This window comes from Nonomuraea sp. NPDC050643 (assembly GCF_040654715.1).
Lineage (GTDB): Bacteria > Actinomycetota > Actinomycetes > Streptosporangiales > Streptosporangiaceae > Nonomuraea.
The window spans coordinates 104,081-130,943 of sequence record NZ_JBFAIM010000029.1 but is presented as its reverse complement, the minus strand read 5'-3'; the positions used below and the strand labels follow the sequence as shown (position 1 = coordinate 130,943).

Annotated in this window: 25 protein-coding genes; 8 read left to right on the top strand and 17 right to left on the bottom strand. The window is 71.2% G+C overall.

The window, feature by feature from the left end; translation table 11 throughout:
• Positions 1-467, bottom strand: a 467-nt coding sequence (locus AB0I15_RS33985) for a LacI family DNA-binding transcriptional regulator (protein ID WP_358104472.1), incomplete at its 3' end; no start/stop codon positions are given.
• A 192-nt stretch (positions 468-659) separates the two neighbouring features.
• Here AB0I15_RS33985 and AB0I15_RS33980 point away from each other — a divergent pair.
• Entirely contained in the window at positions 660-2,120 is a 1,461-nt protein-coding gene (locus AB0I15_RS33980) for an extracellular solute-binding protein (protein ID WP_358104469.1), read from the top strand.
• An 18-nt stretch (positions 2,121-2,138) separates the two neighbouring features.
• The gene (locus AB0I15_RS33975) at positions 2,139-3,599 is read left to right on the top strand and encodes a sulfatase-like hydrolase/transferase (protein ID WP_358104466.1); all 1,461 of its coding nucleotides are present in this window, start codon (positions 2,139-2,141) and stop codon (positions 3,597-3,599) included.
• A 21-nt stretch (positions 3,600-3,620) separates the two neighbouring features.
• Here the strand turns inward: AB0I15_RS33975 and AB0I15_RS33970 are convergent, their stop codons facing one another.
• The 3 genes from AB0I15_RS33970 to AB0I15_RS33960 all read right to left on the bottom strand — a co-directional run bounded on the left by AB0I15_RS33970 (position 3,621) and on the right by AB0I15_RS33960 (position 9,399).
• Entirely contained in the window at positions 3,621-5,198 is a 1,578-nt protein-coding gene (locus AB0I15_RS33970; RefSeq protein ID WP_358104463.1) for an MDR family MFS transporter, read from the bottom strand.
• A 106-nt stretch (positions 5,199-5,304) separates the two neighbouring features.
• A complete protein-coding gene (locus tag AB0I15_RS33965) occupies positions 5,305-5,919 on the bottom strand; it encodes a TetR family transcriptional regulator (RefSeq protein ID WP_358104461.1) in 615 nt (204 codons plus the stop codon).
• A 135-nt stretch (positions 5,920-6,054) separates the two neighbouring features.
• A complete protein-coding gene (locus AB0I15_RS33960; RefSeq protein WP_358104458.1) occupies positions 6,055-9,399 on the bottom strand; it encodes a family 16 glycoside hydrolase in 3,345 nt (1,114 codons plus the stop codon).
• 306 nt (positions 9,400-9,705) lie between these two features.
• Between AB0I15_RS33960 and AB0I15_RS33955 the strand changes: the two genes are divergently transcribed.
• The gene (locus AB0I15_RS33955) at positions 9,706-10,674 is read left to right on the top strand and encodes an alpha/beta hydrolase (protein ID WP_358104455.1); all 969 of its coding nucleotides are present in this window, start codon (positions 9,706-9,708) and stop codon (positions 10,672-10,674) included.
• 78 nt (positions 10,675-10,752) lie between these two features.
• Here AB0I15_RS33955 and AB0I15_RS33950 read toward each other — a convergent pair whose 3' ends face one another.
• The 3 genes from AB0I15_RS33950 to AB0I15_RS33940 form a co-directional block, all read right to left on the bottom strand.
• Positions 10,753-12,129, bottom strand: a complete 1,377-nt coding sequence (locus AB0I15_RS33950; protein ID WP_358104452.1) for a pyridoxal-dependent decarboxylase — start codon at positions 12,127-12,129, stop codon at positions 10,753-10,755.
• 246 nt (positions 12,130-12,375) lie between these two features.
• Positions 12,376-13,371, bottom strand: coding sequence for a MerR family transcriptional regulator (locus AB0I15_RS33945; protein WP_358104449.1), 996 nt, complete (start codon positions 13,369-13,371; stop codon positions 12,376-12,378).
• A 65-nt stretch (positions 13,372-13,436) separates the two neighbouring features.
• Positions 13,437-15,701, bottom strand: coding sequence for a molybdopterin-dependent oxidoreductase (locus AB0I15_RS33940; protein ID WP_358104446.1), 2,265 nt, complete (start codon positions 15,699-15,701; stop codon positions 13,437-13,439).
• 136 nt (positions 15,702-15,837) lie between these two features.
• Here AB0I15_RS33940 and AB0I15_RS33935 point away from each other — a divergent pair, with 136 nt between their 5' ends.
• Positions 15,838-16,305 carry a helix-turn-helix domain-containing protein gene (locus AB0I15_RS33935; protein WP_358104443.1) on the top strand — a complete coding sequence of 156 codons (468 nt, stop codon included), beginning with the start codon at positions 15,838-15,840 and terminating at the stop codon, positions 16,303-16,305.
• A 118-nt stretch (positions 16,306-16,423) separates the two neighbouring features.
• Here the strand turns inward: AB0I15_RS33935 and AB0I15_RS33930 are convergent, their stop codons facing one another.
• Positions 16,424-16,705, bottom strand: a complete 282-nt coding sequence (locus tag AB0I15_RS33930; RefSeq protein ID WP_358104440.1) for a hypothetical protein — start codon at positions 16,703-16,705, stop codon at positions 16,424-16,426.
• A 76-nt stretch (positions 16,706-16,781) separates the two neighbouring features.
• Entirely contained in the window at positions 16,782-17,891 is a 1,110-nt protein-coding gene (locus tag AB0I15_RS33925; protein ID WP_358104437.1) for a hypothetical protein, read from the bottom strand.
• A gap of 261 nt (positions 17,892-18,152) precedes the next feature.
• Between AB0I15_RS33925 and AB0I15_RS33920 the strand changes: the two genes are divergently transcribed.
• Entirely contained in the window at positions 18,153-18,497 is a 345-nt protein-coding gene (locus AB0I15_RS33920; RefSeq protein WP_358104434.1) for a hypothetical protein, read from the top strand.
• A gap of 31 nt (positions 18,498-18,528) precedes the next feature.
• Here AB0I15_RS33920 and AB0I15_RS33915 read toward each other — a convergent pair whose 3' ends face one another.
• The 4 genes from AB0I15_RS33915 to AB0I15_RS33900 form a co-directional block, all read right to left on the bottom strand.
• Positions 18,529-18,651, bottom strand: a complete 123-nt coding sequence (locus tag AB0I15_RS33915; protein WP_358104431.1) for a hypothetical protein — start codon at positions 18,649-18,651, stop codon at positions 18,529-18,531.
• Positions 18,652-18,673: 22 nt separating this feature from the next.
• Complete coding sequence (locus AB0I15_RS33910; RefSeq protein ID WP_358104427.1) at positions 18,674-18,889, bottom strand: hypothetical protein; 216 nt, start codon at positions 18,887-18,889, stop codon at positions 18,674-18,676.
• 199 nt (positions 18,890-19,088) lie between these two features.
• Complete coding sequence (locus AB0I15_RS33905; protein ID WP_358104424.1) at positions 19,089-19,493, bottom strand: VOC family protein; 405 nt, start codon at positions 19,491-19,493, stop codon at positions 19,089-19,091.
• A gap of 68 nt (positions 19,494-19,561) precedes the next feature.
• A complete protein-coding gene (locus tag AB0I15_RS33900) occupies positions 19,562-20,164 on the bottom strand; it encodes a TetR/AcrR family transcriptional regulator (RefSeq protein ID WP_358104421.1) in 603 nt (200 codons plus the stop codon).
• 90 nt (positions 20,165-20,254) lie between these two features.
• Between AB0I15_RS33900 and AB0I15_RS33895 the strand changes: the two genes are divergently transcribed.
• Positions 20,255-20,968 carry an SDR family oxidoreductase gene (locus tag AB0I15_RS33895; protein ID WP_358104418.1) on the top strand — a complete coding sequence of 238 codons (714 nt, stop codon included), beginning with the start codon at positions 20,255-20,257 and terminating at the stop codon, positions 20,966-20,968.
• A gap of 50 nt (positions 20,969-21,018) precedes the next feature.
• Here the strand turns inward: AB0I15_RS33895 and AB0I15_RS33890 are convergent, their stop codons facing one another.
• The 3 genes from AB0I15_RS33890 to AB0I15_RS33880 form a co-directional block, all read right to left on the bottom strand.
• Positions 21,019-22,149, bottom strand: a complete 1,131-nt coding sequence (locus tag AB0I15_RS33890) for a serine hydrolase domain-containing protein (protein ID WP_358104415.1) — start codon at positions 22,147-22,149, stop codon at positions 21,019-21,021.
• A 138-nt stretch (positions 22,150-22,287) separates the two neighbouring features.
• Positions 22,288-22,998: a class I SAM-dependent methyltransferase gene (locus tag AB0I15_RS33885; RefSeq protein WP_358104412.1), complete on the bottom strand. Its 711-nt coding sequence runs from the start codon at positions 22,996-22,998 to the stop codon at positions 22,288-22,290.
• Positions 22,999-23,069: 71 nt separating this feature from the next.
• Positions 23,070-23,828 carry a GDSL-type esterase/lipase family protein gene (locus AB0I15_RS33880; RefSeq protein WP_358104409.1) on the bottom strand — a complete coding sequence of 253 codons (759 nt, stop codon included), beginning with the start codon at positions 23,826-23,828 and terminating at the stop codon, positions 23,070-23,072.
• A 474-nt stretch (positions 23,829-24,302) separates the two neighbouring features.
• Between AB0I15_RS33880 and AB0I15_RS33875 the strand changes: the two genes are divergently transcribed.
• Positions 24,303-24,833 (top strand): MarR family transcriptional regulator, encoded by a 531-nt coding sequence (locus AB0I15_RS33875; protein ID WP_358104406.1) that lies wholly within the window; start codon positions 24,303-24,305, stop codon positions 24,831-24,833.
• A gap of 9 nt (positions 24,834-24,842) precedes the next feature.
• Entirely contained in the window at positions 24,843-25,262 is a 420-nt protein-coding gene (locus AB0I15_RS33870; RefSeq protein WP_358104403.1) for a VOC family protein, read from the top strand.
• Between the two features lie 36 nt (positions 25,263-25,298).
• Here the strand turns inward: AB0I15_RS33870 and AB0I15_RS33865 are convergent, their stop codons facing one another.
• A complete protein-coding gene (locus tag AB0I15_RS33865) occupies positions 25,299-26,729 on the bottom strand; it encodes a glycosyl hydrolase family 28-related protein (RefSeq protein WP_358104400.1) in 1,431 nt (476 codons plus the stop codon).
• Positions 26,730-26,863: the final 134 nt, after the last annotated feature.

Here is a 26,863-nt window from a genome sequence, read left to right as displayed (position 1 = left end):
GCCAGGTGCGCCGTCGCGCACCTGGCCGCGGCGGTGTCGTCGATGGCGACGTGGTCCACGCCGTCCACCCGCATCTCGCCCAGCATCACCGCCGGGCACTTGCCCGCCCAGCGCCGCAGCTCGTCCGCGGTCAGGCTGGACGGGCTGAAGATGAACCCGTCGAAGAGGGCCGACCGGTCTCGCCGCATGACGATCTGCCGCTCCCGCTCGGCCATCCCCGCGGTGCGGTCGATGAGCACCGTGTACCCGCGCTCCTCGGCCCGGTCCACCACGTGGGCGGCCAGCTCGGTGAAGTACGGCACGTCCAGCGGCAGCACGAGGGCCAGCAGGTCGGACCGCCCCCGGTTCAGGCTGCGCGCCGCGACGTTGGGCCGGTAGTCGAGTTCGTCCAGGGCCCGCTGGACCTGTGCGCGGGTCTCCTCCGCCACGTAGGCGAAGCCGTTCACGACGTTGGAGACGGTACGCACCGAGACTCCCGCTCGCCGCGCCACGTCACGTTGTGTCACCACAGTCGTTCACCCTCCAGTCGGGAGTCGATGACACCAAGTTGCTGAAGAAGAGTCTTGCCGCGCGGCATGCCGCGTGGCAAGAATGAATTTGCCACGCGGCAACATTGCTTTACGAGACCTTCACGGCCGCGGGGGTGAAAGGCAGGACCGATGACCGCGATGACACGGCGGGGATTCCTCGCCGCGGCGGGTACCCTGGCCGTCGCGACGGCGACCGGAGCGTGCGGCGCGGGCGGTGGCTCCGCCGGCGGTGCCGGCGGCGGCTCGCTGACCTGGTGGGACCACCAGAACCAGCTCCAGAAGGCGAAGGCGGAGATCTTCGCCGCGTTCGCCAAGAGCCCCGGCGGCGTTCCCGTGCAGTACACCTACTACAACCCGGCGAAGATGGGTCAGGCGCTGCAACTGGCCAAGCAGAGCGGTCAGTTGCCGGACCTGCGCACCAACGCGGGGCTCAACCTGCCCGCCGCGGCGCTCGTCGCCGCCGGGTGGTCTCAGCCGCTGACCCTCACCGACGAGGCGAAGGCCCGGGTCGAGGACTCGCTCATCGAGGGCCTGCACGTCTTCGACGGCAAGATCTACGCGTTCCCCATCTTCAGCCATCAGACCTACTCCGCGGTGACGTGGTTCAACACGGAGCTGGTCGCCCGCGCCGGGCTGGACCCGCAGGCGCCGCCGAAGACCTACGACGAGTTCCGGGCCGCGGCCCGCGCGGTGCGGGGCTCGGCCGGCGGCGAGACCTACGGCTGGGTGTGGAACATCGGCATGCCGCAGCGGCTGGGCGAGCAGGTCCACGACCTGGCGCAGGCGGCCGGGTTCGCCGGGGGCGGCGGGGTGCTCTACAAGAGCGGCGAGTACGCCTTCCACGCCGACGAGTACCTCAACGTGATCGAGTTCCTGCTCGCGCTGCGCCAGGACAAGGTGCTGGTGCCGGGGGCGAACTCCTGGGTCGACGACGTGGCACGGGCCCGGTGGACCGCCGGGATCGCGGCCTACTACTTCGACGGGCCGTGGTGCCCCGGCGTGGCGCTGAAGGACACGCCGGAGTTCGGGGAGAAGCTCGGCGTGGGGCCGATCCTGGTGCCCGACGCGGGCGTCAGCGTGGCCACGTACCATGTGCCGCAGCCGGGGGACTATTGGTTGTCGTCGACGAGCAAGAAGGCCGCGGCGGCGAACAAGCTGCTCAGCGAGCACTTCACGACGGAGGAATACTCGCTCCGGGTCGCCGGCACCATGTCGCAGCCGCCGCGCGACATCGACGTGGTCGATCGGTCCCAGGCGCACCCCGCCTACAAGAAGCTGGTCGGCTGGTTCAAGGAGAGCGTCTTCCTCGCCCCCGAACCGGTCGCCGGCAACAGGGACGTCCAGCGGGTGCAGATCGAGTCCAAGCCGGTGCTCCCCACCCTCGGGGACATCGTCCAGGGCGCGCTCACCGGCGATGTCACCGACGTCCGCGCGGCGCTGACCAAGCTGTCCAGCGACAGCGCCAGGCAGCGGGACGCGGCGATCGCGGCGGCCAAGGGCAAGGGCGCGCAGGTCGGCCTGGACGACTTCGCCTTCCCCAACTGGAAGCCGCGGACGGACTACCTCAAGCCGATGTACGCCAAGCGCTGACCGGAGGCCCGACCCCCTGTGAACCGACCGAACATCGTGCTGATCATGACCGACCAGCAACGCGCCGGCTGGACGGCCGCGAGCGGCTTCCCCCTGGACACCATGCCCTTCCTCGACGAGCTGACGGGCACCGGCGTCCAGTTCCGGCGGGCGTACACCACGTCGCCGCTGTGCGTGCCCGCCCGGGTCAGCCTGCTCACCGGACGCTACCCGTCGGCGCACCGGGTCCGGCAGAACAGCGCCGCGCGGCACGTGCTGCGCGGCGCCGACCTCGTGGACGTGCTCCGCGACGCCGGGTACGCGCTGCACCTGGCGGGCAAGACGCACTTCCACCGGCAGCCCGCCGACTTCGACACCTTCGCCGCGCCCTACTGGCACGACCGCGGCCCGGACGGCGCCGCGGCGCCCGACCAGGCCCGATTCGAGGAGTGGCTCGGCGCGCTCGACCACTCGGTCAGCCCTGAGCCGACACCGTTCCCGCTGGAGTGCCAGTTTCCGTACCGGATCGTCACCGACGCGATGAGCGCGGTCGACCGGACGCCCGCCGACCGGCCGTTCCTCACCTGGCTGTCGTTCCCGGAGCCGCACAACCCCTACCAGGTCCCGGAGCCGTACTTCAGCCTCTTCGGGCCGGACCAGGTGCCCGAGCGGCTGGCCGGGCCCGAGGGCGCCGAGCGCAAGGGCGGCGCCTACCTCTGGCTGCGCCGGCTGATCGAGGAGAAGCGGCCCGGCTACGACGCCGAATGGCGGCGCTACCGCGCCAACTACTGCGGGATGCTCCGGCTCATCGACGACCAGCTCCGCCGGTTCTTCGCGCACCTGCGCGAGCGCGGGCGGGACGCGGACACGCTGGTGTTCTTCGTCGCCGACCATGGCGACTACACCGGCGACTACGGGCTGCAACGCAAGGGCGCGGGCATGTCCGAGAGCCTGATGCGCATCCCGTTCTCGGTGGCCGGGCCGGGCGTGCGAGCGGCGGTCAACGGCACCGACTTCGTCTCGCTCGCCGACCTGTTCCCGACGGTCTGCGGCGCCCTCGGCGTGGAGATCCCGCCCGGTGTGCAGGGCCGCAGCCTGTGGCCCGTGCTCACCGGGGCGCCCTACCCGGCCGAGGAGTTCGCCAGCGCGTACGGTGAACGCGGCTTCGGCGGGCGGTCGTACGGCGTCGACGAGCGCCCGCCGCTGCACTTCCCCTACGAGGGCCGCACCTTCGACGAGCTCAACACCGTCACCCAGTCGGGGACGACGGTGATGCTCCGGCGCGCGCAGTGGAAACTGCTCCTGGACGAACGCGGCACCGGAGAACTCTACGACCTGGACGCCGACCCCGCGGAGCTGGACGACCGGTACGACGATCCCGCGCTCGCCGAAGTCCGCGCCCGCCTCACCACCGATCTCGCCGGCTGGATGATCCGCACCCGGGACGACCTGCCACAGGCGGCCTACACCCTCAAACGCTCACCGCACAACTGGCGGTAACTCCCCGGGGCTCGCGAACGCTCAGTGGCCGGCGGCCGTGGCGCGTTCCCGGGCCAGCCGCTCCTCGCCCGACAGGGTGTTGAGCGGCTTCTCCTTGATGAACAGCACCGCCACCAGCGCGAGCGCGGTGAGGGGGACGCCGATGAGGAACAGCTCCGCGGTGGCGGTCGCGTACACGTCCTGGACGACGCGGACGACGGGAGCCGGCAGCTTGGAGATGTCGGGCACGGCGTGGCTGTCGCCGCCCCCACCGGCGGCGGCCGTCGGGCCGAGCTTCTCCGCCATGAGCGTGGTGATCCGGTTGGCCAGCACCGCGCCCAGCGCGCTGACACCGACCGCGCCGCCCATGCTGCGGAAGAAGGTCAGCATCGAGGTGGTGGCGCCCAGGTCGTGGGCCGGCACGTCGTTCTGGGCGGCGAGGACGAGGTTCTGCATGAGCATGCCCACGCCGATGCCGAGCACGGCCATGTAGACGCCGAGCAGCACCGTGCCGGTCTGGCCGTCGATGGTGCTGAGCAGGCCCATCCCGCCGAGCATGACGACGCCGCCGGCCACCAGGAAGCCCTTCCAGCGGCCCCACTTGGTGATGAGCTGGCCCGCCACGGTGGAGGAGATCAGCAGGCCGAACACCATCGGCAGGCTCATCAGGCCGGCGACCGTCGGCGACTTGCCGAGCGCCACCTGGAAGTACTGCGACAGGAAGACCGTGCCGCCGAACATGGCCACGCCGACCAGTACGCTGGCCACGGTGGCGAGGGCGACGGTGCGGTTCCTGAAGATGGACGGCGGGATGATCGGCTCGGCCGCCCGCGACTCCACCCAGACGGCCAGCGCCAGGATGATCACGCCGCCGCCGACGAGCGCGGCGGTCTGCCAGGAACCCCACGCGAACTGGTTGCCCGCCAGCGACGACCAGATCAGCAGGGTGGACACGCCCACCGTGATGAGCAGCGCGCCCAGGTAGTCGACCTTGACGTCCTTGCGGACCACCGGCAGTTCGAGGGTGCGCTGCAGCAGGACGATGGCCAGGATCGTGAACGGCACGCCGATGAGGAAGCACCAGCGCCAGCCGAGCCAGGAGGTGTCCACGAGCACGCCGCCGATGAGCGGGCCCGCGACGGTGCCGACGCCGAACACGGCGCCGAAGATGCCGGCGTAGCGGCCGAGCTCACGCGGCGGGATCATGGCGGCCATCACGATCATGGCCAGCGCGGTCATGCCGCCGGCGCCGACGCCCTGGACGACGCGGCTGACGATGAGGATCTCCACGTTCGGGGTGAGGCCCGCGATCAGCGAGCCCACCACGAACAGTCCCAGCGAGAGCTGGATCAGCAGCTTCTTGTTGTACAGGTCGGCCATCTTGCCCCAGAGCGGGACCGTCGCCGTCATGGCCAGCAGTTCCGCGGTGACGATCCAGGTGTAGACGGTCTGCGTGCCCTGCAGCTCGGTGATGATCCGTGGCAGGGCGTTGGCCACGACGGTCGAGGCGAGGATGGACACGAACATGCCCACCATCAGCCCCGACAGCGCCTGCAGGACCTTCCTTCTGGACGTGGGCGCCGCGGCCGCGGGCTCGGGCGGCGCGCTGGTAGAGGTCATCTCTCCTCGTTCTCTCAGGCAGGGACCGGCACCGCCGCAGGGTTCTGCGGCGGCGCCGGCTCGACGGAAACGTGTACGGGACGATCGAAAGGGGTGACCGGGGCGGTCACGGATTGGGCAGCCCCGCGGCGAGCTGGGAGAAGGCCTCGTCGACCAGGTCGGCCAGCGCGGGGCGGCCGTCCGCGGCGCTCCAGCGGATCATCGCCACCCGGAAGGCGGCCATGGCCGCCGCGGTGGCCAGTTCGGGATAGCCGCTCGTGCCCGGCTCGACGCCGCACCGGCGGGCGACGGTGGCCGTCACGGCGCGTTCGGTCTCGCTGCCGCCGGCGACGAGCCGCGGGAGCAGCGACGGGTTCTGCTCGAACACCTTCAGCCGCAGCAGCCACTGCTCGCGCCGCTCCTGGACGTGCTCGGCCTCGGCCCGCGACATCAGCCGCAGCGCCTCCAGGACGGGCACGTCCGCGGGCAGGGCCGCCAGCCGCTCGCTCAGCTCGGCGGCGGACGCCGGGCCCTGGCCGATGAGCGCGTCCTCCTTGGCCGGGAAGTAGTTGAAGAACGTGCGCGAGGAGACGTCCACGGCCTCGGCGATGTCCTCCACCGTGACCCCCGCCAAGCCGCGCTCGGCCACCAGCGTCAGGGCGGCCTGCTCCAGCGCCGCACGGGTCTCGAGCTTCTTGCGGTCCCTCCGGCCGAGCTCGTCAGGGCTGTCCACGATCGTCACACTGTCGAGGATAGAGAGGAACTTTCATAATCTGCAATGTTTCAGTATCTGAAGTGCGACAGATCACACTATTTGGACATAAGCGGGCAGGCCGCCCACGCGCGAAGGCGGGACGGCCTGCCGGGCCGGTTGACGTCAGGAGGTGACGGGTTCGATCCACACGTTGCGGAACCGAGGGTTCGCCCCGGCGTCGCCGTGATCCTGGAGGCGGATCCCGCCCGACGCCGCGCTCTCCGGGATGTGGTCGCCGGTGCCGCCGTCGATGGCCACGTCGTTGTGCACCACCACGCCGTTCCAGACGACCGTCACCCGCGCGTTGTCGACCTTCACCCCCGCCCGTGTGTAACGGGCCGCGCGGAAGGTGATGTCGTAGGTCTGCCACGTCCCCGAGGCGGTGGCCATGTTGCGGTCGGGCGCGCGCTTGGAGTAGATCGAGCCCGCCTCGTTGGCGGCCGGGGTGGTGTCACCGAACGACTCCAGGACCTGCACCTCGTAGCGTTCCTGGAGGAAGATGCCGCTGTTGCCGCGCTGCTGCCCGGTCACCTCCGGCGGGTAGTCCGGCTCGTACCACTCGGCGTGCAGCTTGAAGTCGCCGTACGTCTGCCGGGTGCGGATGTCGCCGCCGTAGGACTCCATGGAGCCGTTCTCGATCGGCCAGGTCGCCGCTCCGCCCGACCGCTTCTCCCACGCCGCCAGGCCGGACCCGTCGAACAACGTGATCCGCTGTGCCTTCGACACGGTGAGGTGGTCGAGGTTGAGCCTGCCGGCGTCGCCGGTGTCGTACCTGTAGGTGATCTTGTTCGCGCCCTGCCTCAGGTCGAGCGCGTCGGTCTGGACGGCCCAGTCGTCCCAGCCGCCGGTGGCGGCCAGCCGTACCTGCCTGACCTTGGTGTCGTTGACGTACACGCTGAGCGACGTGCCGACGTCGGACGCGTAGCGCAGGCCGGCGTTGTGCCTGCCTGCCGAGTCCGCCTGCACGGTGAACGAGGTGCTCGCGCCCGCGGTCCAGTAGCCGTCGACGAAGCCCGTGCCGGTGTAGCCCTGGTGGTTGGTGTTCACCTGAGCGCCACCGCCCAGCGCGGCGTTCTCGGCCTCGAGCACCGGTCGCGCGGCCACGGTGAGGGAGTCCAGGTTGACGTGGCCCGCGTCACCGGTGTCGTACCTGTAGGCGACGGTGTTGGCGCCGGCCTTCAACACCAGGGGCTCGACCCGGGTGGCCCACTGTTCCCACGTCTCCGTGGAGGGCAGCGGGACCTGCCTGACCTTGGCGCCGTTGACGTACACGCTCAGCGACTTGGTGCCGGGCGCGGGGTTCGGGCCGTTGGAGTAGCGCAGGCCCACGTGGTACGTGCCGGCCTCGGCCGCCCGTACGGCGAACTGCGTGGACGCGCCCACGGCCTGGTAGTTGTCGACGAAGCCGGCCCCCGAGTAGCCGCCGTGGTCGGTGTTCAGCTTCGCGCCGCCGCTGTGCGACGCGCTCTCCGCCTCGTACGTGGTGTCCGTCACCGGGCCACCGACCAGCGAGTTGAGCGTGTACCAGGCTTCGGTGCTCCACAGAGACTGCCCCGACGCCGAGCGGAACGGACGTGGCGAGCGCAGGTACACCACCCGCCCCGGCTTCAGCCCCGCGATCTTGAGCGTGACCTTCTTGCCCCGCAGGGACGGCTCCGCGGAGGTGACGGTCAGCGACTCCTCGTCCACCTTGGGGCCGCCGTAGGTGGATGCCGCGACGTAGCGCCACTGGGTGACCTGGTACCTGGCCGCCAGCGACGCCAGGGTCTCCGCGGACAGCGGCTCGGTGTACTCCAGCTCGAAGCCGCCCTCGACCGCGCTCATCTTCAGGATGTCGAACGCCTTGTCGCCGGACGGGGTCAGCTTCTGCAGGCCGTGGGTGAGCTTGCCCGGCTGGCCCCAGTTCCCGCCGGCGCCCAGACCGCCGGCGTAGATGGCGCCGTCGGGTCCGAGGCTGATCCGGTTGACCCCCGCCTCGAGGCCCTGGGTGAGACGGAAGACCGCGCCCTGGTACTCGCCGTTGACCTTCTCGAGGTAGGCCCGCTGGATGCCGCCGTAGGTGACGTCGCCGAACAGCATCTGCCCCGCGAACCTGCCCTGCTTCATGAGCAGCGGCGTACTGGGGGAGTTGGCGATCTCGTTGTGCGGCAGCCACAGCACGGGCTCGCTCACGAGGTTGTTGTCGAACCGGCCGTCAGGATTGGTGTAGTGGTTGAAGAACCGGTCCTTCTTGATGTGCACCAGCTTCGAGGCCGGCAGCCAGCCGCCCTGGTTGTCCGCGACGAACAGCTCGTCCTCCGGGCCCCAGCCGATCCCGTTGGGCGTGCGCAGGCCGCCCGCGAGGTACTCGATCTGACCGGTGGCCTTGTTGATCTTGATGGTCGTGCCCCGGTCCCGCGCCGGCTGCGGGTCGGTGGTGGCGCCGCCGTAGTTGATGGCGACGGAGAGGTTGAGGTAGAAGTGGCCGTCACGGTAGAGCAGCCCGAACGCGAACTCGTGGAAGTTGCCGCCGAACGGCCAGGTCGCCACGGTCCTGAGACTGTCGGTGACCTCGTCGCCGTTGGTGTCGTTCAGCTCCACCAGCCGCGACTTCTCCGAGACGTAGAGCTTGCCGTCCACGTACTTGATGCCCATGGGCTCCTGCAGCCCGCTCGCGATCTTCTTGGGGGTCACCTGCGCGGCCGAGACCCTGCCCATGACGTTGCCGAGCAGGTACACCTCGCCGGTCTTGGTCTCCGAGCCGCCCCAGGTGGCGATCGCCAGCCGGCCGTCGGGCAGCCAGTCCATCGCGCTCACCTGCGGCTCGAAACCGGCCGGACGCAGGTTGGTGAGCGCGAAGTCGGGGTGTACGGACTGCAGCGGCAGCCCGTCGCCGGGGGAGTCGGCGCCGCTCTCGCACTCCTTGCGGCCGGGGGCGGTGACCCGCACCACGCCCGCGTCGGTGCTCAGCACCGAGTTCGGGACGAGGGTGAACGCGGAGGATCCCGGGGGCTTCCACTCCAGCTTGAGCTGCTGGCCGTACAGGTGCTCGAAGTGGTCGACGCGCAGCGCGTGGTAGCCGGCGGTCAACGTGATCATGCCGTCGATGGCGATCGGCGCGTGCCGCCCGTCGTTGGTGATCACCACGGTGTCGTCGATGCGCAGCCGGGAGCCGTCGTCGCTGGTGAGCCGGAACTCGTACGTGCCCGCTGTGGGGACGTTGATGTTCCCGATGGCCTCGGTGACGAACATGTCGGTCAGGCCGAAGTCGGCGTCGGAGGTCCAGTCGATCGTGGGCATCAGCTTGTCCACGTTGGGCGTCTGGCCGCTCTTGAGCGTGCAGAGCTTGGACAGCTCGACCTGGACGTCGTAGGTGCGCAGGGTGACACCCGGCTCCTGTGGCGGCACCGCCGCGTGCGCTGGAGCGGGTGCGACCAGGAAGGGGAGCGTGATGATCAGGAAGACGGATAACAGGGGTAACTTCCGCATGACCTGTCCCAATCTCGGCGAGGGCGCCGCGTTCGGCGTCGGTGGGGGGTGGTACGGCATCGCCGGATGACGCGATCCATCGGCGGATGCCGGGGCTCATTCGCTGGAAGGCGGAGGGAGTAATGCTGCTCTGCGCCGTAATATAAAGCGATATCTTCAGCTTGCCCATACTCTTTCGCCGAAAATCGGAGAAAGTCATGACTTGTCGGGCAGAAGGGTGTGCCGGCCGAGGCCCGGACGTCGCGTACCGGGGCGCGACGAGGGTAGTCGGGCAGGGTCGGGGGGTCTGCGGGAAAGGTGATCGCCATGGACAGGCGTACCTTCGCCAAAATGATGATCGGCGGGACGGCCGCCGCGGCGCTGCCCGTGCTGCCCGTCTCCGCGGACGCGTTGAAGCACGTCAAAGCGGGTGTGCTGGACATCGGGTACGCCGAGTCGGGCCCGTCCGGCGGCCCCGTGGTCATCCTGCTGCACGGGTGGCCGTACGACATCCACAGTTACGCCGGCGTGGCGCCCCTGCTGGCGGCGCGCGGATACCGGGTGATCGTCCCCTACCTGCGTGGGCACGGCGCGACGCGGTTCCTGTCGAGCAGGACCTTCCGCAACGCCCAGCAGGCGGCGATCGCGCTCGACATCGTCGCGCTGATGGACGCGCTCAAGATCGACAAGGCGGTCCTCGCGGGCTTCGACTGGGGGTCGCGGACGGCCGACATCATCGCCGCGCTCTGGCCGGGGCGCTGCAAGGCCCTCGTCTCCGTGAGCGGCTACCTGATCACCAACCTGGAGGCGAACAAGAAGCCGCTGCCGCCGCAGGCCGAGCACGCCTGGTGGTACCAGTACTATTTCGCCACGGAACGGGGGCGGCTCGGCCTCGAAGAGCATCGAGACGACTTCGTCCGGCTCATCTGGACGAGCGTCTCGCCGACGTGGAAGTTCGACGACGCCACCTTCGAGCGCACCGCGGCGGCGTTCACCAATCCCGACTGGGTGCCCATCGTGATCCACAACTACCGCTGGCGGCTGAGCCTGGCCAGGGGCGAGCCCCGCTACGACGCCATCGAGAGGCGGCTCGCCGCGGCCCCGAAGATCTCCGTGCCCACGATCACGCTCGACGCCGACCTCGACCCGTTCACCGCCGCCGGGGGCGGCGCGTCCTACCGTGGCCAGTTCACGGGCGCGTACGAGCACAGGACCCTGAAGGGCGTCGGCCACAACGTCCCGCAGGAGGCCCCGGAGGCGTTCGCCGCGGCCGTCATCGCGGCGGACCACTTCTGACCGCCCGGCCGCTTCTGACTGACCGGCCGCGCAAGACACTCCCGGACACGTTTCCCGGCGTCGATCCGTGAGCCGCGTTTACCGGCATTGGTTCGCGAGCCGGACGATCGCGGCGACCGACCGGTCCACGTCCGCCTCCGTCGTCGTCGCGTTCGACACCGAAATCCGCATCAGCCGTCGCCCCCGCCAGGTCGTACCGCCCGCCCAGCAGGTGCCGTCCGCCTGCACCGCCGCCACCACCCGGTCGGTGCGGGCGTCGTCGCCGAAGCCGGCCAGCACCTGGTTGAGCACGACCTCGTTCGCCACCTCGAACCCGGCCGAGGTCAGGCCCTCGGCGAACCGGCGGGCCAGCGCGCAGCAGCGGTCGACCAGCGCCGCCACCCCATCGCGCCCCAGCTCCCGCAGCCCCGCCCACACGGCGAACCCCCGGGCCCGGCGCGAGGACTCGGCGGTGAGGTCCGCCCCCGCAGGCGAGCCGCCCGATCCGACCAGGTACGCGGCGGCGTAGGACATCGCCGCGGCGTGCGCCTCGGGCCGGGCGCAGAACGCGAAGGCCGAGTCGTACGGCAGGTTCAGCCACTTGTGACCGTCGCAGGCCCAGGAGTCCGCCAGCTCGACCCCGTCCACCAGATGCCGGGTCGCCGGGCTCGCCCCGGCCCACAGCCCGAAGGCGCCGTCCACGTGCACCCACCCACCGTGCCGGTGGACCAGGTCGCACGCCTCCCGGAGCCGGTCGCAGGCGCCGGTGTTCACGTTGCCGGACTGGAGGCAGACGATCGTGGGGCCCGGGGAACCGGCCCGCAGCACTTCCCGCAGCGAACCGAGGTCGATGGCGCCGTCCGGCCCGGCCGCCACGGGCTCCACCACGTCGGCGCCGAGGCCGAGCAGCCGCAGCGACCGGTCGATGGTGGCGTGCCGCTCCTCCCCGGCGACCACCCGGATCGGTGGCGCTCCGGCCAGCCCGCGACGCTCCACGTCCCAGCCCACGTCGGTCAGCACCTGGTGCCGGGCGGCGGCGAGCCCGACGGTGTTGGCCGCCTGGCAGCCCGTGACGAAACCGGCCGACGCCGCCGGCGGGATCCCCAGCAACTCCTTCAGCCAGGCGCCGGCGGCGGCCTCGGCCGCGATGGCCGCGGGCGAGGTGACGGCGTTGGTCGCGAACTGGTCCCAGCCGGCGGCCAGCATGTCCGCCGCGGTGGCGGCCGGCAACGCGCCGCCGACCACGAACCCGAAGTATCGCGGACCGGCGCTCGCGACCAGACCCGGACCGGCCGCGGCGATCAGGTCCGCCAGCACGCGCTCCGGCGCCGACGGCGCGGACGGCAACGGACCGGAGAACGCCTGCGCCACCGCATCCTGGTCGACCGGCACCCCGACCGGCCGGTCAGGCAGCGACCGCCGGTAGTCGGCCGCGTGGTCGGCGGCCGAGCGGAACAGACGACGTAGTTCCTCCACCAGCGCACCTTATCCACCGGTCCCGCTGCGACGGGCGCATGTCAACAGCCGGCGACCGCCGCCTCCACCTCGTCCAACGACTCCAGGAGCATGGACGCCGGGGTGTGGCGGTCCAGCCAGTAGCCCTCGTAGGTCGTCGGGACGACTCGACCCCGGCACCGGCGGGGGTGACGGACGACGGAACGACGTCGTACACGCGCACGAGGAACGTGCGATGGGGCATGCGTGCGCCTCCTTTCCGTGCGGTCACACGTCGTGCCGGACCGAGGCGCGAAGGGCCGCCGAGAGCCACGCGAAGGGCACCGGACCCTCCTCCTCGGCCGACGTGCCGTTGATCGCGGCCACCAGGGACAGGTACCGGCCATGGGTGACGTCGAACCGCGAATCCGTGTCCACCTCCTTCTGGAGCTCCTCGATCAGGAGGAACTGCGTGGCCATCCGCTCCAGGAACGCTTCGGTGGCTCGTTCGCCGGCGAGCTCGGCGGTCGCCCGCGCGAGCCGGACGGCCACCTCCCGGGCCTGCGGCGAGTCCGCCGGCAGCCCGGCACGGTGGTGGGCGATGACCTCTTCCATGATCCTCGCCCCCGTCGTGTGGATGAAGTCCTGCACCGGTGAAGCGGTCATGAGCCGTCCCGGGGGAGTGGAGAAGGTGTCCTGAAGATAGGAGCGGACCGCGCCCCGGAACTCCTCGTCCCGCACCAGGTCGGCCAGCTCGATCCAGGCTTCGAGCTGGGCGGTGGTGGGGTCTTCCGGCAGATGCGGGCGTACCATCCGTAACCGCTCGACGAAGCCGGGGGACACCTCGAGGCCTTCGCCGACCTCTTTCCAGAAGTCGTCGATGAGCCGCTCGCGTTCCTCGTCGGACATCGAGACGAGCTTGTGCATCAGGGCCGCCTGCGCCGCCGTGCCCTCCTGCTTGACCAGGGTCCTCAGCACGGCCCGCCTGGCCCGCAGGCCCCGCTCCTGACGCTCGACCAGCTCCAGGTGCGCCGTGAAGAGTTCGTGCAGCGTCGTCTCACCGCCGAGCAGCCGGCGGATGTCGTCCAGGCCGGTGCCCAGGTCACGGAGGGTACGAATGAGCTCCAGCCGGGCGATGGCGCGGAGGTCGTACAGCCGGTGGCCCGCCTCGGTCAGGCGTGTGGGGGCGATGACCCCGGCGTCCGCGTAGAACCGGATGGCGCTGACGGTCAGACCGGTCCGGCGCGCCGCGTCCCCGATGGGGTACAGCTCGTTGTCGTGCATACCGCCACTATGGGATCTCAAGCGACCTGAGATTCAACGGTCTTCCATCGCCGCGCCCGACCCGATCAGGCGCCGATCGGTTCGAGCCGGGCCGGAACGTGCTTGTGGTACGGGGTGCCGGCGATCGGATCCCGATGGTCACTCGAGGTGAGATCATTGGGCGCCACACCGACCGAGGCCGCGTCGGGGGTCTCGGTCACCCCCAAGCCGTTCGGCAGCGCGACATGGCCCTGGCGCATCATCGGGCTGATCTCCACGAGCACCTCGGCGCTGCCCCGCCTGGTCGTGATCCGGGCCCGGTCGCCGTCGGCCAGACCGAGGGAGTCGGCGTCGGCCCGCGAAACGCGGAGGGCGCCGTCCCGGTCGCGCCTGCGCCATTCCGGGCTCCGGAAGATGGTGTTCGCGGTGAACGACCGCCGCTCGCCGGCGGACAGGACGAGGGGGAACTCCGGGTCGCTGCCCGGCGGCTCCGCGCCGGCCAGCCCGGCGAGCGCATCGAGCATGATCTCGTTGTCCAGGTTCAGCAGCCCGCCCGGGGTGCGGACCCGGGCCCAGTTGTCGGCCGGCTCGTCGACGCTGAAGACCACACCGCTGGGGCTGGTCAGAATCGCGTCGAAGAGCGCCTCGGCCGGCTCGGCGCCGTCGAAGCCGGCCCGCTCGATGCTGGGCCCGATCTGCGCCACCGCTCTGTTCACCGCGCCCCAGAGCAGCGCCGCCGAAGCCGCGCCGCCGGGCAGCGTCGGGCCGAGCGTGCGGTAGAGGATCACGCTCAGGAGCGGCGCGACCTCGGGATGCTCTCCCATGAGCTGGAGGAACCGCCGGCCGAACTCGGCGCGGCCGAGCCGCGCCGCCTCGGCCAGCGGCGTCAGATCGACCGCGTCGAGGGCGCCGAGGGCCTCGACGATCCGGGCGTGGATCTCCGGCTCGGGCAGCGTGCCGGGCAGCGGTTCGAGGAGGGGGCGGCGCAGGTGGAAGTAGTTGCGCGGGAACTCGAAGTTGAAGAACGTCGCCTCCCACTTCTCGAACTGCGACGCCGCCGGCAGCACATAGTCGGCCAGCCGGGCGGTCTCGGTCATGGCGACATCGATGACGACGGTGAATTCCAGCGCCTCGATCGCCTCGCGCATGCGGGGGCTGTCGGCGAGTGAGTGCGCCGGGTTGGCGGACTCGATGATCATCGCCCGGTAGCGGTCGGGATGATCGGTCAGGATCTCCTCGGCGATCACGTTGCACGGGACGAGCCCGGAGATGATCCGTGCCCCCGCGACGGGAGACCGCCGGTCGCCGCCCCCTGCACCGCCTCCGCCGGCGAGGCTGACGATGCTCGTGGGCACGTAGTGGCCGCCGGGTTTGGCGAAGTTGCCCGTCAGCACCCACAGGAGCTTGTTGAGATAGCTGGACACCGTGGAGTGCAGGCTCATCTGCACCCCCAGGTCCTCGTACACCGCGACACTCGAGGCCGCCGCGATCCGCCGGGCCGTCCGCCGGATCAGATCAGCGTCGAGGTCGCAGATCGCCGCATAGGCATCGACGTCGACCGCGGCGAGCAGAGGTTCGAGGCGGTCGAGACCGGTCGCGTGCTCGGCGAGCCAGGCCCGGTCGAGCAGGTCCTCCTGAACCAGCACCGCGGCGAGCGCGGCCAGGCACCAGGCGTCGGTGCCGGGCCGCAGGGCGAGGTGGTGGTCGGCGAGTTCGGCGGTCTCCGTCGTACGGGGATCGAGCACGACCATCGACCGGCGCGGATCCCGGGCGATCTCCTTCAGCGTCGGGCGGGCACGCGGGATGCTGTGGGACTGCCACGGGTTCTTGCCGACGAACACCACCACCTCGGCGTGCTCGTAGTCGCCCCGTGTGTAGCCCCCGAGCAGCTTGGCGTTGACCCAGAACTCGCCCGTCTTCTCCTGCGCCAGCGCGTTGGAGCGGTATCTGCTGCCGAGCGCGGCCCTGGTGGCCGACGCGTACGCGCCGCCGAGGTGGTTGCCCTGCCCGCCGCCGCCGTAGTAGAAGATCGTCTTCCCGCCGTGAGTGTCGCGCACCCGCGCGAGCCCGGCGGCGACCTCGGCGATCGCGGTGTCCCAGCCCACGGGCTCGTACGTCCCATCGGGGCGGCGGCGCATCGGGGAGGTCAGCCGGTGGGGCCCGTTCTGGTAGTGGTCGAGTCGCAGTGCCTTCTGGCAGGTGTAGCCCTGTGACGCGGGATGGGCCTTGTCGCCGCGAATGCGGTCGAAGGTCCGTCCCTCCGGGCCGCCGAGCCGTACCTCGATGCCGCAGTTGCACTCGCACAGGATGCACGCGGTCGGACGCCACTCGGTCGTCTGCTCGTCGGTCATCTCATCACCCTTCGACCTGGGCCAGGCGTCGCTCGTGAGGTGAGGACCGCTTGCCGCTCCTCGACGAGTTCCATGATGAAACGGACGCTAGGGCAATGAGTTCCAACATGCAACCCTCTCGGCTAACCTGGTCCGCATGCGGCGCACCGACACTGCGGACTGGCCCTGCACGATCGCCCGGAGCGTCAGCGTGCTCGGCGACCACTGGAACCTGCTGCTCCTCCGGCAGGCATGCCTGGGAACCCGGCGTTTCGACGACTTCCAGGCCGTTCTCGGCACAGGCCGCAACATTCTCAGCCAACGCCTCGGCCGCCTCGTCGAGGAGGGACTGCTCCGCAAGGTCGAATACCAGCCCAACCCGCCCCGCCACGAATATCGGCTCACCGACAAGGGCCGGGAGGTCTACCCGATCCTCGCCGCCATGGCCGCCTGGGGCGAGCGGTGGCTCACCGGCCCCGAGGGCACCCCGCTGATCCTCCACCACACCGCCTGCGGTCACGACATGCACGCCGTCGTCGTCTGCAGCGAGTGCGACCAGCCCATCGACGTCCGCGAGGTCCGCGCCGCCCCCGGCCCCGGATTCCCCGGCGGGGAGACACCATGACAGGGAACGATCACCCCGCCGCGCCTGACCGACTCGGCGGTGGCGGCTCGCTTGGGTGAGACGCCCCTCGTTCCCCGCTCGCTGCGGCAGCCCACGGCCTAGAAGCGGGTCGATCGGCTCATTTCCGGAACGTCAGCCAGAACCACCAGACGACCCCGACCAGCCCGACGACGCAGAGCGCGGCGATCAGGGCGGGCTCCTGCGCGAAGGACGCCAGGGGCACCGCGGCCACGATCATGATGAGGGCCACGCTGTTCTTGTTCAGCCTGACCTTGTCCGGCTCCGGTTCGACGTGGGCGACCGGCTGGGGCGGGAGCGCCTCCCAGAGCAGGCCGCACTCGGGGCACCTCCACGGCTTGTCGTGTTCGGCGGCGGGGCGGACGCAGTGGTGGGTGGTCAAGGCGCAGGCTCTCCAGATGCCGGTTACAGCAGGGTTCGTCCCCGTATTCTCCCTCTGGCCGGACCCATCCGGGACCTCATTTCAGGTAGGTGAAGGGGTGCGTTCCGGACCAGCTCTCGTTGGTGACGCGGTAGCCGTGTGCGGCTTCGCTGTCGAGGTGGTTCGGGCCGACGTCGACGGTGTCGGCCCGGGACCAGGCGCCGTCCACCTTCTGGTCGACGAAGTAGGTGAACTCGTTGAAGTCCAGGTCCGAGGACACGAACGTGTTGGTGATGGCCAGCCGGCGGCGCCCCATCGTCAGCGTGACGGGGAGGACGACGCTCTGGTCTGTCCAGCCGTGGGGCCCCTCGGGCAGGGGTTGCCACAGCGCGGCCAGGACCCCGTCCACGGCGACCAGCGCGGTCTGCTTCGCGATGCCGGCGTCAAGACGGCGGGTCAGCCTGACCTCGCCACCGTCCGGGCTGATGGCCACGGTGAACCGGCTCGACCCGCCGCTGCCGAACGCACGGCCGTCGTCGATGACCGGGTGTGGGGAAGAGCGGGAGTCGATGAGCGCGAAGAGCCCGATCACGGTGACCAGGCCGGTGGCGGCGGCCAGCCCGGCCGGTAACCCGATGCGCCGCCAGGCAGGCTTCCGGCCGCGGGCGGGCTGATCCTGCCGGCCCGCCGTCGCCTCGCCGCCCTCGCCCTCGCCCTCGCCCTCGCCGAAGGAGCACTGCGCCGGCCTGTCGAGTGAGCGTTGCGAGACCGGACCGTCGAGTGAGCGCTGCGGGACCGGACCGTCGAGTGAGCGTTGCGGGACCGGGCCGTCGAGTGAGCGTTGCGGGACCGGCCCGTCCTGATCCGCTCCGGAGACCGGCGCAAGGGAGATCTGGGAGATCTTCATCCGCTCCCATGCCCGCTCCCAGTCGGGCAACTGCTCCTCGGGCACCTGACACGCCCGCAGGAACGCCACCATCACCGCCTTCTTGGGGAATCTGCGGCCGGCCAGCATGTCGGAGCAGGTCGCCCTCGGCAGCCGGGCCCCGCCCGCCCTGTTCGCCCGCAGCTCCAGCTCCCGCAGTGACACGTCGGCCCGGGCGTACTGCTCGGCCAGCAGCCTCACCAGGTCCGCTCGGGACGTCGCCGCGTCCACCTCGGAGGGGCGCACCACCCGGGAGGCTGCTGGATCATCACTTGTCGTCACGCCGGACCCCTGCGCTCGATCTCTCTGCTGTTCTGCCGCCGATTATCCCACCGGATCCTGTCCGAGAGTGTCCGATCAGTGACTACGCGTGTCCGGACGTGGCGCCGGCTCGGACGAGCCTGTCCGCCGCCCTGTTGGACACCTTCCCCGCCGGGCTTTCCTCTTCCCAGGGCGCCGCCCGACCCCCTCCGGTCACTCGGCGCCCCCCTACGGCGGTGCACGTCCGATGCGCCGCGCCACGGATCCAGAAGGAGACCAGGTATGAACAAGCCTCGCTTCAGCGGCCTCGCCCTCAAGCTCGCCGGCGTGGCGGCCCTCGCGCTGCCGGTGCTCGCCGTCGCGCCGGGCGCGGAGGCGGCACAGTGGCAGGCCGCCGCGGCCGCCAAGATTCTCACGTGCACCACGGACACGGACGGCTACTGGGGTCACGCGCACTGCAGGAACAACGCCAATGTGGTGCGGGCCTTCCGCGTCACGGTGAAGTGCGGGTGGTGGCCGGACGCCATCGGCTCGTGGAAGACGCTGAACCCGGGTGGGGCCGACGTGTCGAGCGCCCGCTGCATGGGCGGCACCGGCGTCGGCAGCGTGGACTGGCAGGAGGGGTGACCCTCCGGTAGCCGGTCATGAGTGGAGTGGGTCATGAGTGGAGTCGCGCCGCCACCGTGATCCACACCACCTCCACGGCCGCCCGCCGCCCCTGGACGCGGCGGGCGGCCCAGGCCCTGACCCGGTCGGACGCGCCGCCGACCGGGTCACGCACGCGGTGACCGGACGACTCCCGGTCAGACGCCGTGGCAGGCGCACACCGGTAGCGGCGTGGTGGCGGCGGCCTGCGGGTCTTGGGCGGCGGCCTCGACGTCCGCCAGGATCCTCTCCCGCTCCTCACGCGTGATGAGACGGCCGCGTGTCACCACGGCATGGATCTCGCGGGTGTCGGCGAGCGGGTCGGCGTCCAGCACCACCAGGTCGGCCACCTTTCCCGGCGCGACGGTGCCCATGGTGCCGGCGTGGCCCCGACGCCGGCCCGGTGCGCCCGGCCGACCATCCGCAGCAGGGCGTCGAAGAACCGCCGTCCCCGCGCGACCTGCTCCGGCGTGAGTTCCATGCGTCCACGCTGGCCGAGGGAGGGGTACGGCTGTAGTGCCGTGCGTCAGCACGCCCGGTATGACGAGTGTCAGGGGTCGGCGGCGGTGGCTCTCAAGCGAAGTCGGCCGCCGTCATGCCGGCCGGATGGCCGGGTGGCCACTGCACGAGCTCGATCCGGTAGCCGTCGGGGTCGGTCAGCCACGACGTCCGGAAACCCGGCCCCAGCTCCGCCGGCGGCTCGGCCGTGACGCCCTTGGCCGCGAGGCCGGCGACGGTGGCGTCGAGATCGTCCACCTGGACGACGAGGTGGTTGACGGCGCCGGTGTCCTTGACCGGTCTCGCGGGGTCGTGCACGAGCTCCAGGCTGACGAACGGATCGTCGGGGAGCCGGAGCATGGTCAGGCTGCCGAACTCCGTCTCGGGGACGCCGCCGAGCTTGACGTATCCGAGCGCGGTGTAGAAGGCGAGCGAGCGTTCGAGGTCGGTGACCCGCAGCCCGAGGTGCAGCATGCGCATGATCGGCAGACTAGCCCCACCCGGACGAGGGTCGCCACCGAAGCCCTCGTCCGGCGTCGATCAGGTGATCACGGACGTACACCCGCGCTGTCGAGCAGGGCGCCGGCCGTCGTGACGGCGAGGCCGTCGAGCCCCTGCGCCTGCACGACCGCCCGCGCGCTCGACCCGTCGAACACGACGGTGAGCTGCCGTGCCAGGAGGGCGGGATCCTTGGCGCCGCCCCGCTCGGCCTCCTGCTCGAAGTACGCGGTCAGCGCGTCCTTGCTCCGGCGGGCGACCAGGCTCGCCGGGTGCTCGGGCGACTTGACCTCCACCGCCGCCGCCACGAACGGGCACCCCCGGTAGTCCGGCGCCGCGGCGGACTCCTCCAGCCACTCGAACACCCGCAGGATCCGCGCACGTGGCGACAGGTCGCCGTCGTCGGAAGGGGGCCACAGGAAGGCCTGATAGGCGAGGGCGCTGCGTTCGAGGCTCGCCGCCAGCACCTCGTCCTTGCTGTCGAACAGCTGGTACATCGAGCGTTTGGACACCCCGGCCGTACGGCATAACGCCTCCACGCCCACACCCACGCCCTCCCGGTAGAAGAGCTCTGCCGCGGCGTCGAGCAGACGATCGCGCGTCGAGGGGGGAGCGGCCGGCCTCTCCGTCGGTGCCGGCGTCGGATTCGTCATGGGCCCAGGTTACGCCCCCGCTTGCGTTCTGGAAACCGATCGGTTTACGGTAAGTGGAAACCGATCGGTTTCCAGAGAAGGGCATGACTCATGACCAGCATCAAAGGCTCCGTGGCCGTCGTCACCGGCGGCAGCCGCGGCCTCGGCAAGGCGCTCGTGGAGGCCCTCTACCAGCGCGGCGCCGCGAAGGTCTACGCCACGGCCCGCGACCCCCTGACGGTCACCCACCCGGACGCGGTCCCGCTGGCCCTGGAGGTCACCGACCCCGGCTCCGTGGCGGCGGTCGCCGACCAGGCCTCGGATGCGACCATCCTGATCAACAACGCCGGAGTGCTCCTGTCGGCGTCGTTCCTCGACTCGCCCGTGGACGACGTCCGCCGCGAGTTCGAGGTCAACTTCTACGGGCCGCTGCTCACCACCCGCGCCTTCGTCCCGGTCCTCGAACGCAACGGCGGCGGTCACATCCTCAACATCCATTCGGTGCTCTCCTGGGTCACCACGCCCAGCGGGGAGGCCTACAGCGCGTCCAAATCCGCCCTGTGGTCGCAGAGCAACGCGCTGCGCCTGGCGCTGCGCCCGCGTGGCATCAACGTCACCGGGCTGCACGTCGGCTACGTCGACACCGACATGGTCTCCGGCGTCGACGCGCCCAAGACCTCCCCGCGGAGCGTCGCGGAGCAGGCCCTGGACGGCATCGAGTCCGACGCCTCCGAAGTCCTCGCCGACGATCTGTCACGCCAGGTCAAGGCCGGTCTTTCCGCCGATCTCACCGCCCTGTACCCCCAGCTCGCCGCCCCGAGGTGACCGACGGGGACCGCGCCACCGGCCGGACGCGCCGAAAGGCGCCGGTGCGGCTACCCGCCAGGGCAGAGGACCGCCTCCGCCGCCTTCCTGATCAGCGCATCGAGGGCGGGATCGTTGAAGGCCGTGGCCGCTGTGACGGACATGGCGAGCTGTACGCGGCCGTCCCGTGACAGGTAGGTCATGGCGGTGAAACCGAGCGAGCCGCCCTTCGCGAGTCCGTACCCGTCCGCGCGTCCGCAGGCGGGCGGCTCGGGGGCGGGCTGTCCGGGGTCCTGGGGCGGCCGGCCGGCGTTCAGGGCGTCCTTCAGCTCCTTCGACAGCAGCTTGCCCCCGGCGAACGCCCGGTGGAAGGCGGTGATGTCGCCGGTGGTGGAGATGACGCCTCCCGCGGCGTAGCCGTAGCTCATGTTGAGGCGGTCGACGTCGACCGGCCTGCCGTTCTTGCCGGGGTGGTAGCCGTGAGCGTGCGGGCCCTTGATGCCGCCGGGCCACCGGACGGGCAGGTAGGTGTCGTCCATGCCGACGGGGCCGAAGACGCGCCGCTCGAACTCGGCGGCCACCTTGCGCTTCGTGACCTCCTCGATGATCAGCCCGAGCAGGAAGTAGTTGGTGTTGGTGTAGACGAACCTCTCGCCCGGCTCTCCCGTACGGGGCCACTTGCGGCTCAGCGCCACCACCTCCAACGGCGAGTAGCGCGTGGTGAAGTCGAAGGGGTCGATTCCGTGCTCGGGGGAGTAGAACTCGGGGATGCCGGAGGTGTGGTGGATCAGTTGCTCCACGGTGATGTCCGCGGCCCGCTCCACCAGGTCCTTCTCGGCCACGACCGGCAGCACGTCGCCGAGCCCGTCGTCCAGCGACAGCCTGCCCTCCCCGACCAGTTGCATGATGACGACCTGGGTCATGAGCTTGGTCTGGGAGCCGACACGGAACCGGGCGCCGGGCGGGATCCTGCCGCCCTCGCCGCCGATCAGGCGGGTGCCGGCCGTTCCCCTGCCGACCTCCCGGCCGTCGACGTAGAGCGCGCCGATCACGCCCGCCACCTCGGGGCTCTCCGCCAGTTCCGACAGCGCCCTCTGCACGTCCCCCATCCGAGGGCTGTCCGTGCCGGCCGCGGCCGCGGGCGACACGATGCCCAGCGTCAGCATCGCGAAGGCCAGGCCGGCCACTTTCGCACGCTTCACGAGAAGGTCCCTTCGTGTCGTCCGACCTATGGCGACATGTCTAGACCTCCCGTGGTTTCCTGGCCGTTTCCACCCGCCAGGCGATCTTGCGTCCTGCGGCGGTGACCGCGATCATCACCAAGAACCGGATCCGCGGGCTCAAGTCCTGCGTGCGAGGACCAGCCGGTAGCGCGGGCTGCCGTCCTCGCGGTGGCCCAGGGCGGTCAAGGGGGTGGTCGTCACGGTGAATCCGGCGGCCGTCAGCTCCGTGCGGACGGCGCTCAGCGGGCAGGTGCCGTAGTACATGACGAACGGGGGACGCCACACGGCGTTGCGCGCCCGCATGGCCAGGTCGAAGCCGAGCAGCGCCCAATACCAGCCCGACGTGACGGGCGGCGGCGCGCCGATCGGAAAGGCGAAGAGCCCGCCGGGCCGTAACGCGCGGTGCACCCCGGCGAAGAGCGCGGGTCGTTCGGCGGGCAGGAAGTGGCCGAGCGCGCCGAAGCTGACCGCGAGGTCGAAGTCCTCGGCGAAGGACAGGGCCCGGACGTCGGCCTGCACCCACTCGGCCTCCGGGTGCGCACGGCGCGCCTGCGCGAGCATGCCGGTGCTGAAGTCGACGCCCGTGACGCGTCCTCGGCACAGGGGGGTGAGGATCCGCATGCCCGCCCCGGTGCCGCAGCACACGTCCAATCCCGGGCCGAACGGCCCGAGCGGACGCAGAGCGTCGGCGGCGGCGTCGAGAACGCCGTCGGGGGTGCGGAACGGCGTGTGGTCGAACTTGGGGGCGAGCAGGTCGTAGCCGCGCTCGACCGAGGACAGCGCCTGCACCGCCAGCTCGCGCAGTGACGGACCTTGAGACGAGAACACCGGCTAAGGGTACTTTCTCCGGTGACGGCACGCTCCGGCCCAACCGCACCGTCGAGACCGGCGCCCGGGCTTCAGAGGACGAGGGTTCCCAGATCCACGGCATTCGCCATGGCCTGGGCGCCCGTGTCGTTGAGGTGCATGCCGTCGCCGCCGTCCAGGGCGGGGTGGATGTGGTCGGGGGCGCCGGGGTTCTCGACGGCCCGGGCCACGTCGAAGGCGGCGTCGAAGGTGCCGGAGGCACGGACCCAGTCGTTCACCTCGCGTCGGGCGGCGAGGGCCTCGGGGGTGCTGATCCCGGGGTGGACGGCGCCCGCGAAGGGGCCGATGGTGGCGAGCAGGATCTTCAGGCCGGCCGCGTGGGCGCGGTGGGCCAGGGCCTCCAAGCCCTCGATGAGGGCGCCGGAGGTGACGGGAGGCCCGCCGGACATGCCGGGGAGGCCGAGGTCGTTCAGGCCGAGGTGGACCAGGACATGGGTCACACCGGGAATCGAGAGCACGTCGCGGTCGAAACGGGCCAGCCCGTGCTCGCCGACCTCGTCCCGCAGCAGACGGTTTCCGGCGATGCCCTGGTTGACCACCCATCCCCGCTTGAGGCGGCGGTTGAGGACGTCCACGGAGCGGTTGTTCGCGCCGGTGGTGGAGCCGACCCCTTCGAACCAGGAGTCGCCGAACGCCACCGCGATCCTGGTGTCGTCCGGGGCGAGCACATCGACGCCCGTGACGTAGAACCGGGCTTCGACCTGCTCGGCCGCGGGAAGCCCGGGAGCGGCGACGTGGTTCCCGGCGGCGATGTGAGCGGTCTCCATGGGCCGGTGGGAGTAGGTGGCCAAACCTGTCTCCTGCGGGAGGTAGAGGCTGAGGACGAGGTCGGAGCCGGGGGTGACCGGGAGGTCCAGCGGGTCGCTGACGGCCTCCTCTCCCGGTGGGATGACGAGCCCCTCGGCGCCGTCGAAGGCGAGGGCGGCCTGCCCGTGCCCGGTGGTCGCCGCCGCGGCGGCGACGGTCAGGGGGGGTGCGGCCGAAGCGGTTCGTCAGGCGTACGCGCAGGCGTTCTCCGCCGCCGGCCATGGGCAGGACCTGACGCACCGTCTGGTCGGCGAAGCCGCGCGGTTCGGTGAGCTGGATCCGCTCGTACGGGCTGATCACGGCGCTGCGGAAACCGGCTGTCCAGATCATGCTCGCCCCACAGGGCATGATCGTCCCAAGGAAATGCTTTGAAACTAAAGCATATCGGCACCATGGCTTGCTTCGACTTCAAAGCAAAGCGCCACGGTGCTTTGAATTCGAACCTATACGGTAGGAGGATGACGGACACCCGGCCCGCGCCCGGCGACGGTGAGGCGCTCGATCCCCGGCAACTGGGGGCCTACTTCGTGCTCATGGAGGCCGTCAGCCTGCTCCAGCACCAGGTCGAACAGCAGCTACGGACCGAGGGCGACATCAGCTACGTGCAGTTCCAGCTCCTGGCCCGCCTCGCCCACGCGGACGGTCAGCTGACCATGACGCAACTGGCCGACGGCGTCGTCTACAGCCGCAGCGGCCTGACGTACCAGGCCGGACTGCTGGAGAAGGCCGGCCTCATCACCCGCGGCCCCAGCCCCGACGACGAGCGCGCCACCCTGGTCGCCATCACCGAGAACGGCCGGGCCCTGCTCGGCCACGTCCTGCCCGGCCACGTCCAGGTCTCCCGCCGCCTGCTGTTCGACCCCCTGACCGACGACGACCTGCACCACCTCGGCGACATCATGACCCGCGTCCGCGACCACATGCGCACCCAGCCGCCCCGCTCCGCCGCCCCCCGCAAACGCCGCCCTGACCGCCCGGGGCCCGGGTAGCGTCAGGACATGGTGCGCCATCGGACCTCGCCCGTCATCCGGAAGATCGACGCGATCATGATCCCGGTCCCCGACCTCGACAGCGGTCTCGCCTTCTACCGGGACCGGCTCGGACACGAACCGCTGTGGCGCGACGACGAGCTGGGGCAGGCGGGCCTCGCGCTGCCCGACTCCGACACCGAGATCGTGCTCACCACCCGGCTCGGCCTCGCGCCCACCTGGCTGGTCACCTCGGCGGACACGGCCGCCGCCCAGGTGGTGCGGGCGGGCGGCGGCATGGTCGCCGAGCCCGTGGACGTCCCCGTCGGCCGCCTGGCGGTCGTGGCGGACCCGTTCGGCAACGACCTGGTCCTGATCGACCTGTCGAAGGGGCGCTACGTGACCGACGAATCCGGCCTGGTCACGGGTGTCCGGCCCCCGGCCGAGTGAACGGGCCCGATCGAGGCCGTGGCCGGTGGGCCGCGCTCAGCCCTGGTAACCGGGGACGGTGAGCGTGGGAACGGTCACGCCGTCGCAGCGGGCCCGCTGGGCGGCGGTGGGCGCGGCCTCGCGCATGCCGACGACGGGGACGGCGCGGCCGTCGGCGTAGGTGTTGCCGGAGGCCGTGAAGGCCGCGGCGTCACCGGCCACCTGGGACACGTCGGGGCGGCCCGCCGCGCCCGCCAGCGGGTCGAGGAAGCGGTTGCCGAAGACGGCGATCGCCAGCTCGGCGCCCGTGCCGGGGAAGTTGCGCCAGTACATGACCCCGCTGTGGTCCGCGGCGGGGGTGACGGCGCGGATGTCGTAGACGTTGCCGCAGACGACGACGTCCTGGAAGACCTTGGGGGCGTTGGTCACGTCGTAGGTGTAGAGCAGCACCGCCGTGTCGTGCAGGAGGTTGGCGGCGATGGTCGCGCCGGTGCCGTTGCGCACCTTGAGCCCGCCCGTGGCGTCCTGCGGCCAGCCGCGCATCCAGTTGCCGGTGATCCGCAGGCCGCTGAAGCCCCAGGCGTACACGGCGTGATCGCTCTTGGCGCGGCTGCGCGGGTCGCGGTTGACGACGTTGCCGGAGACGGTGGCGTTGACGTCTCCCTTCAGGCTGATGCCGCGCTGGACGTGCCCGAGAGCGGCGGGCAGGCCGGTACGGCGGCGTACCTCGTCGAGCCGCGCGGCGGGCTCCTGGCTCCAGGACCGGCCACCGGCCCATCCGCTCAGCCAGGACGGCGACGACAGGTCCGCACCCAGCACGTTGCCGCTGATGGTGAGATCGTGCGTGCGGTAGGTGAACAGCGGGGCGCCGCCGTCCACGCGACGGTCGGACAGGAACACCGAGTCCTGCACCCGCGCGCCGCGCACGTTGGTGAGCGCGACGGCGATCTGCGCCGGGACCGTCTGCTGCTGGTCGCCGGCGGCGGGCGTCTCCCCGTCGCCCAGCCGGTTGACGAACACGCTCCGCCGGATGATCGGCCCGCTCTTGTACGGGCCGTTGACGTCCACGCGCACCCCGTCGAACACCAGGTTGTCCAGCACCGGCGTACGCTCCCAGCGGTTGGCGTACACGGTGTCGGCCAGGGCCGGGTTCGTCGTGCCGCGCAGGATCGCGGGCGAGGCGGGGTCGCCGAAGATCGAGGCGGGCCTGCTCCAGTCGAGGCCGCCGGTGATCCGGTACACCCCGCCCGGCAGGTAGACGCAGCGGCCGGAGGCGTACGCCGCGGCGATCGCGCTCCGCACGCTCGCGGTGTCGTCGGCCTGCCCGTCGCCCTTCGCGCCCGCCTCGGCGACGGCGTCCAGCACGCCACCCGCGCAGGCCGGATCCGCCGCGACCGGCTCCGGCACCGCGGAGGCGGCGCTCGCCGCGCCGGCCCCACCCCCGAGCCCCGAGACGACGACCACGCCCGCGACAAGCGCGCCCCGCACCCGACCGGCTCCACCGACCCGCATTCCGGCCCCCCTCGCCCACAGCCCGCCGGGCGCCTCGACCGAGCCGCCCCATTCTGGAAGATGATCTTTCCACGCGCCAGCCGCCCCGGGCACCCGTTTCGCGCGGATCA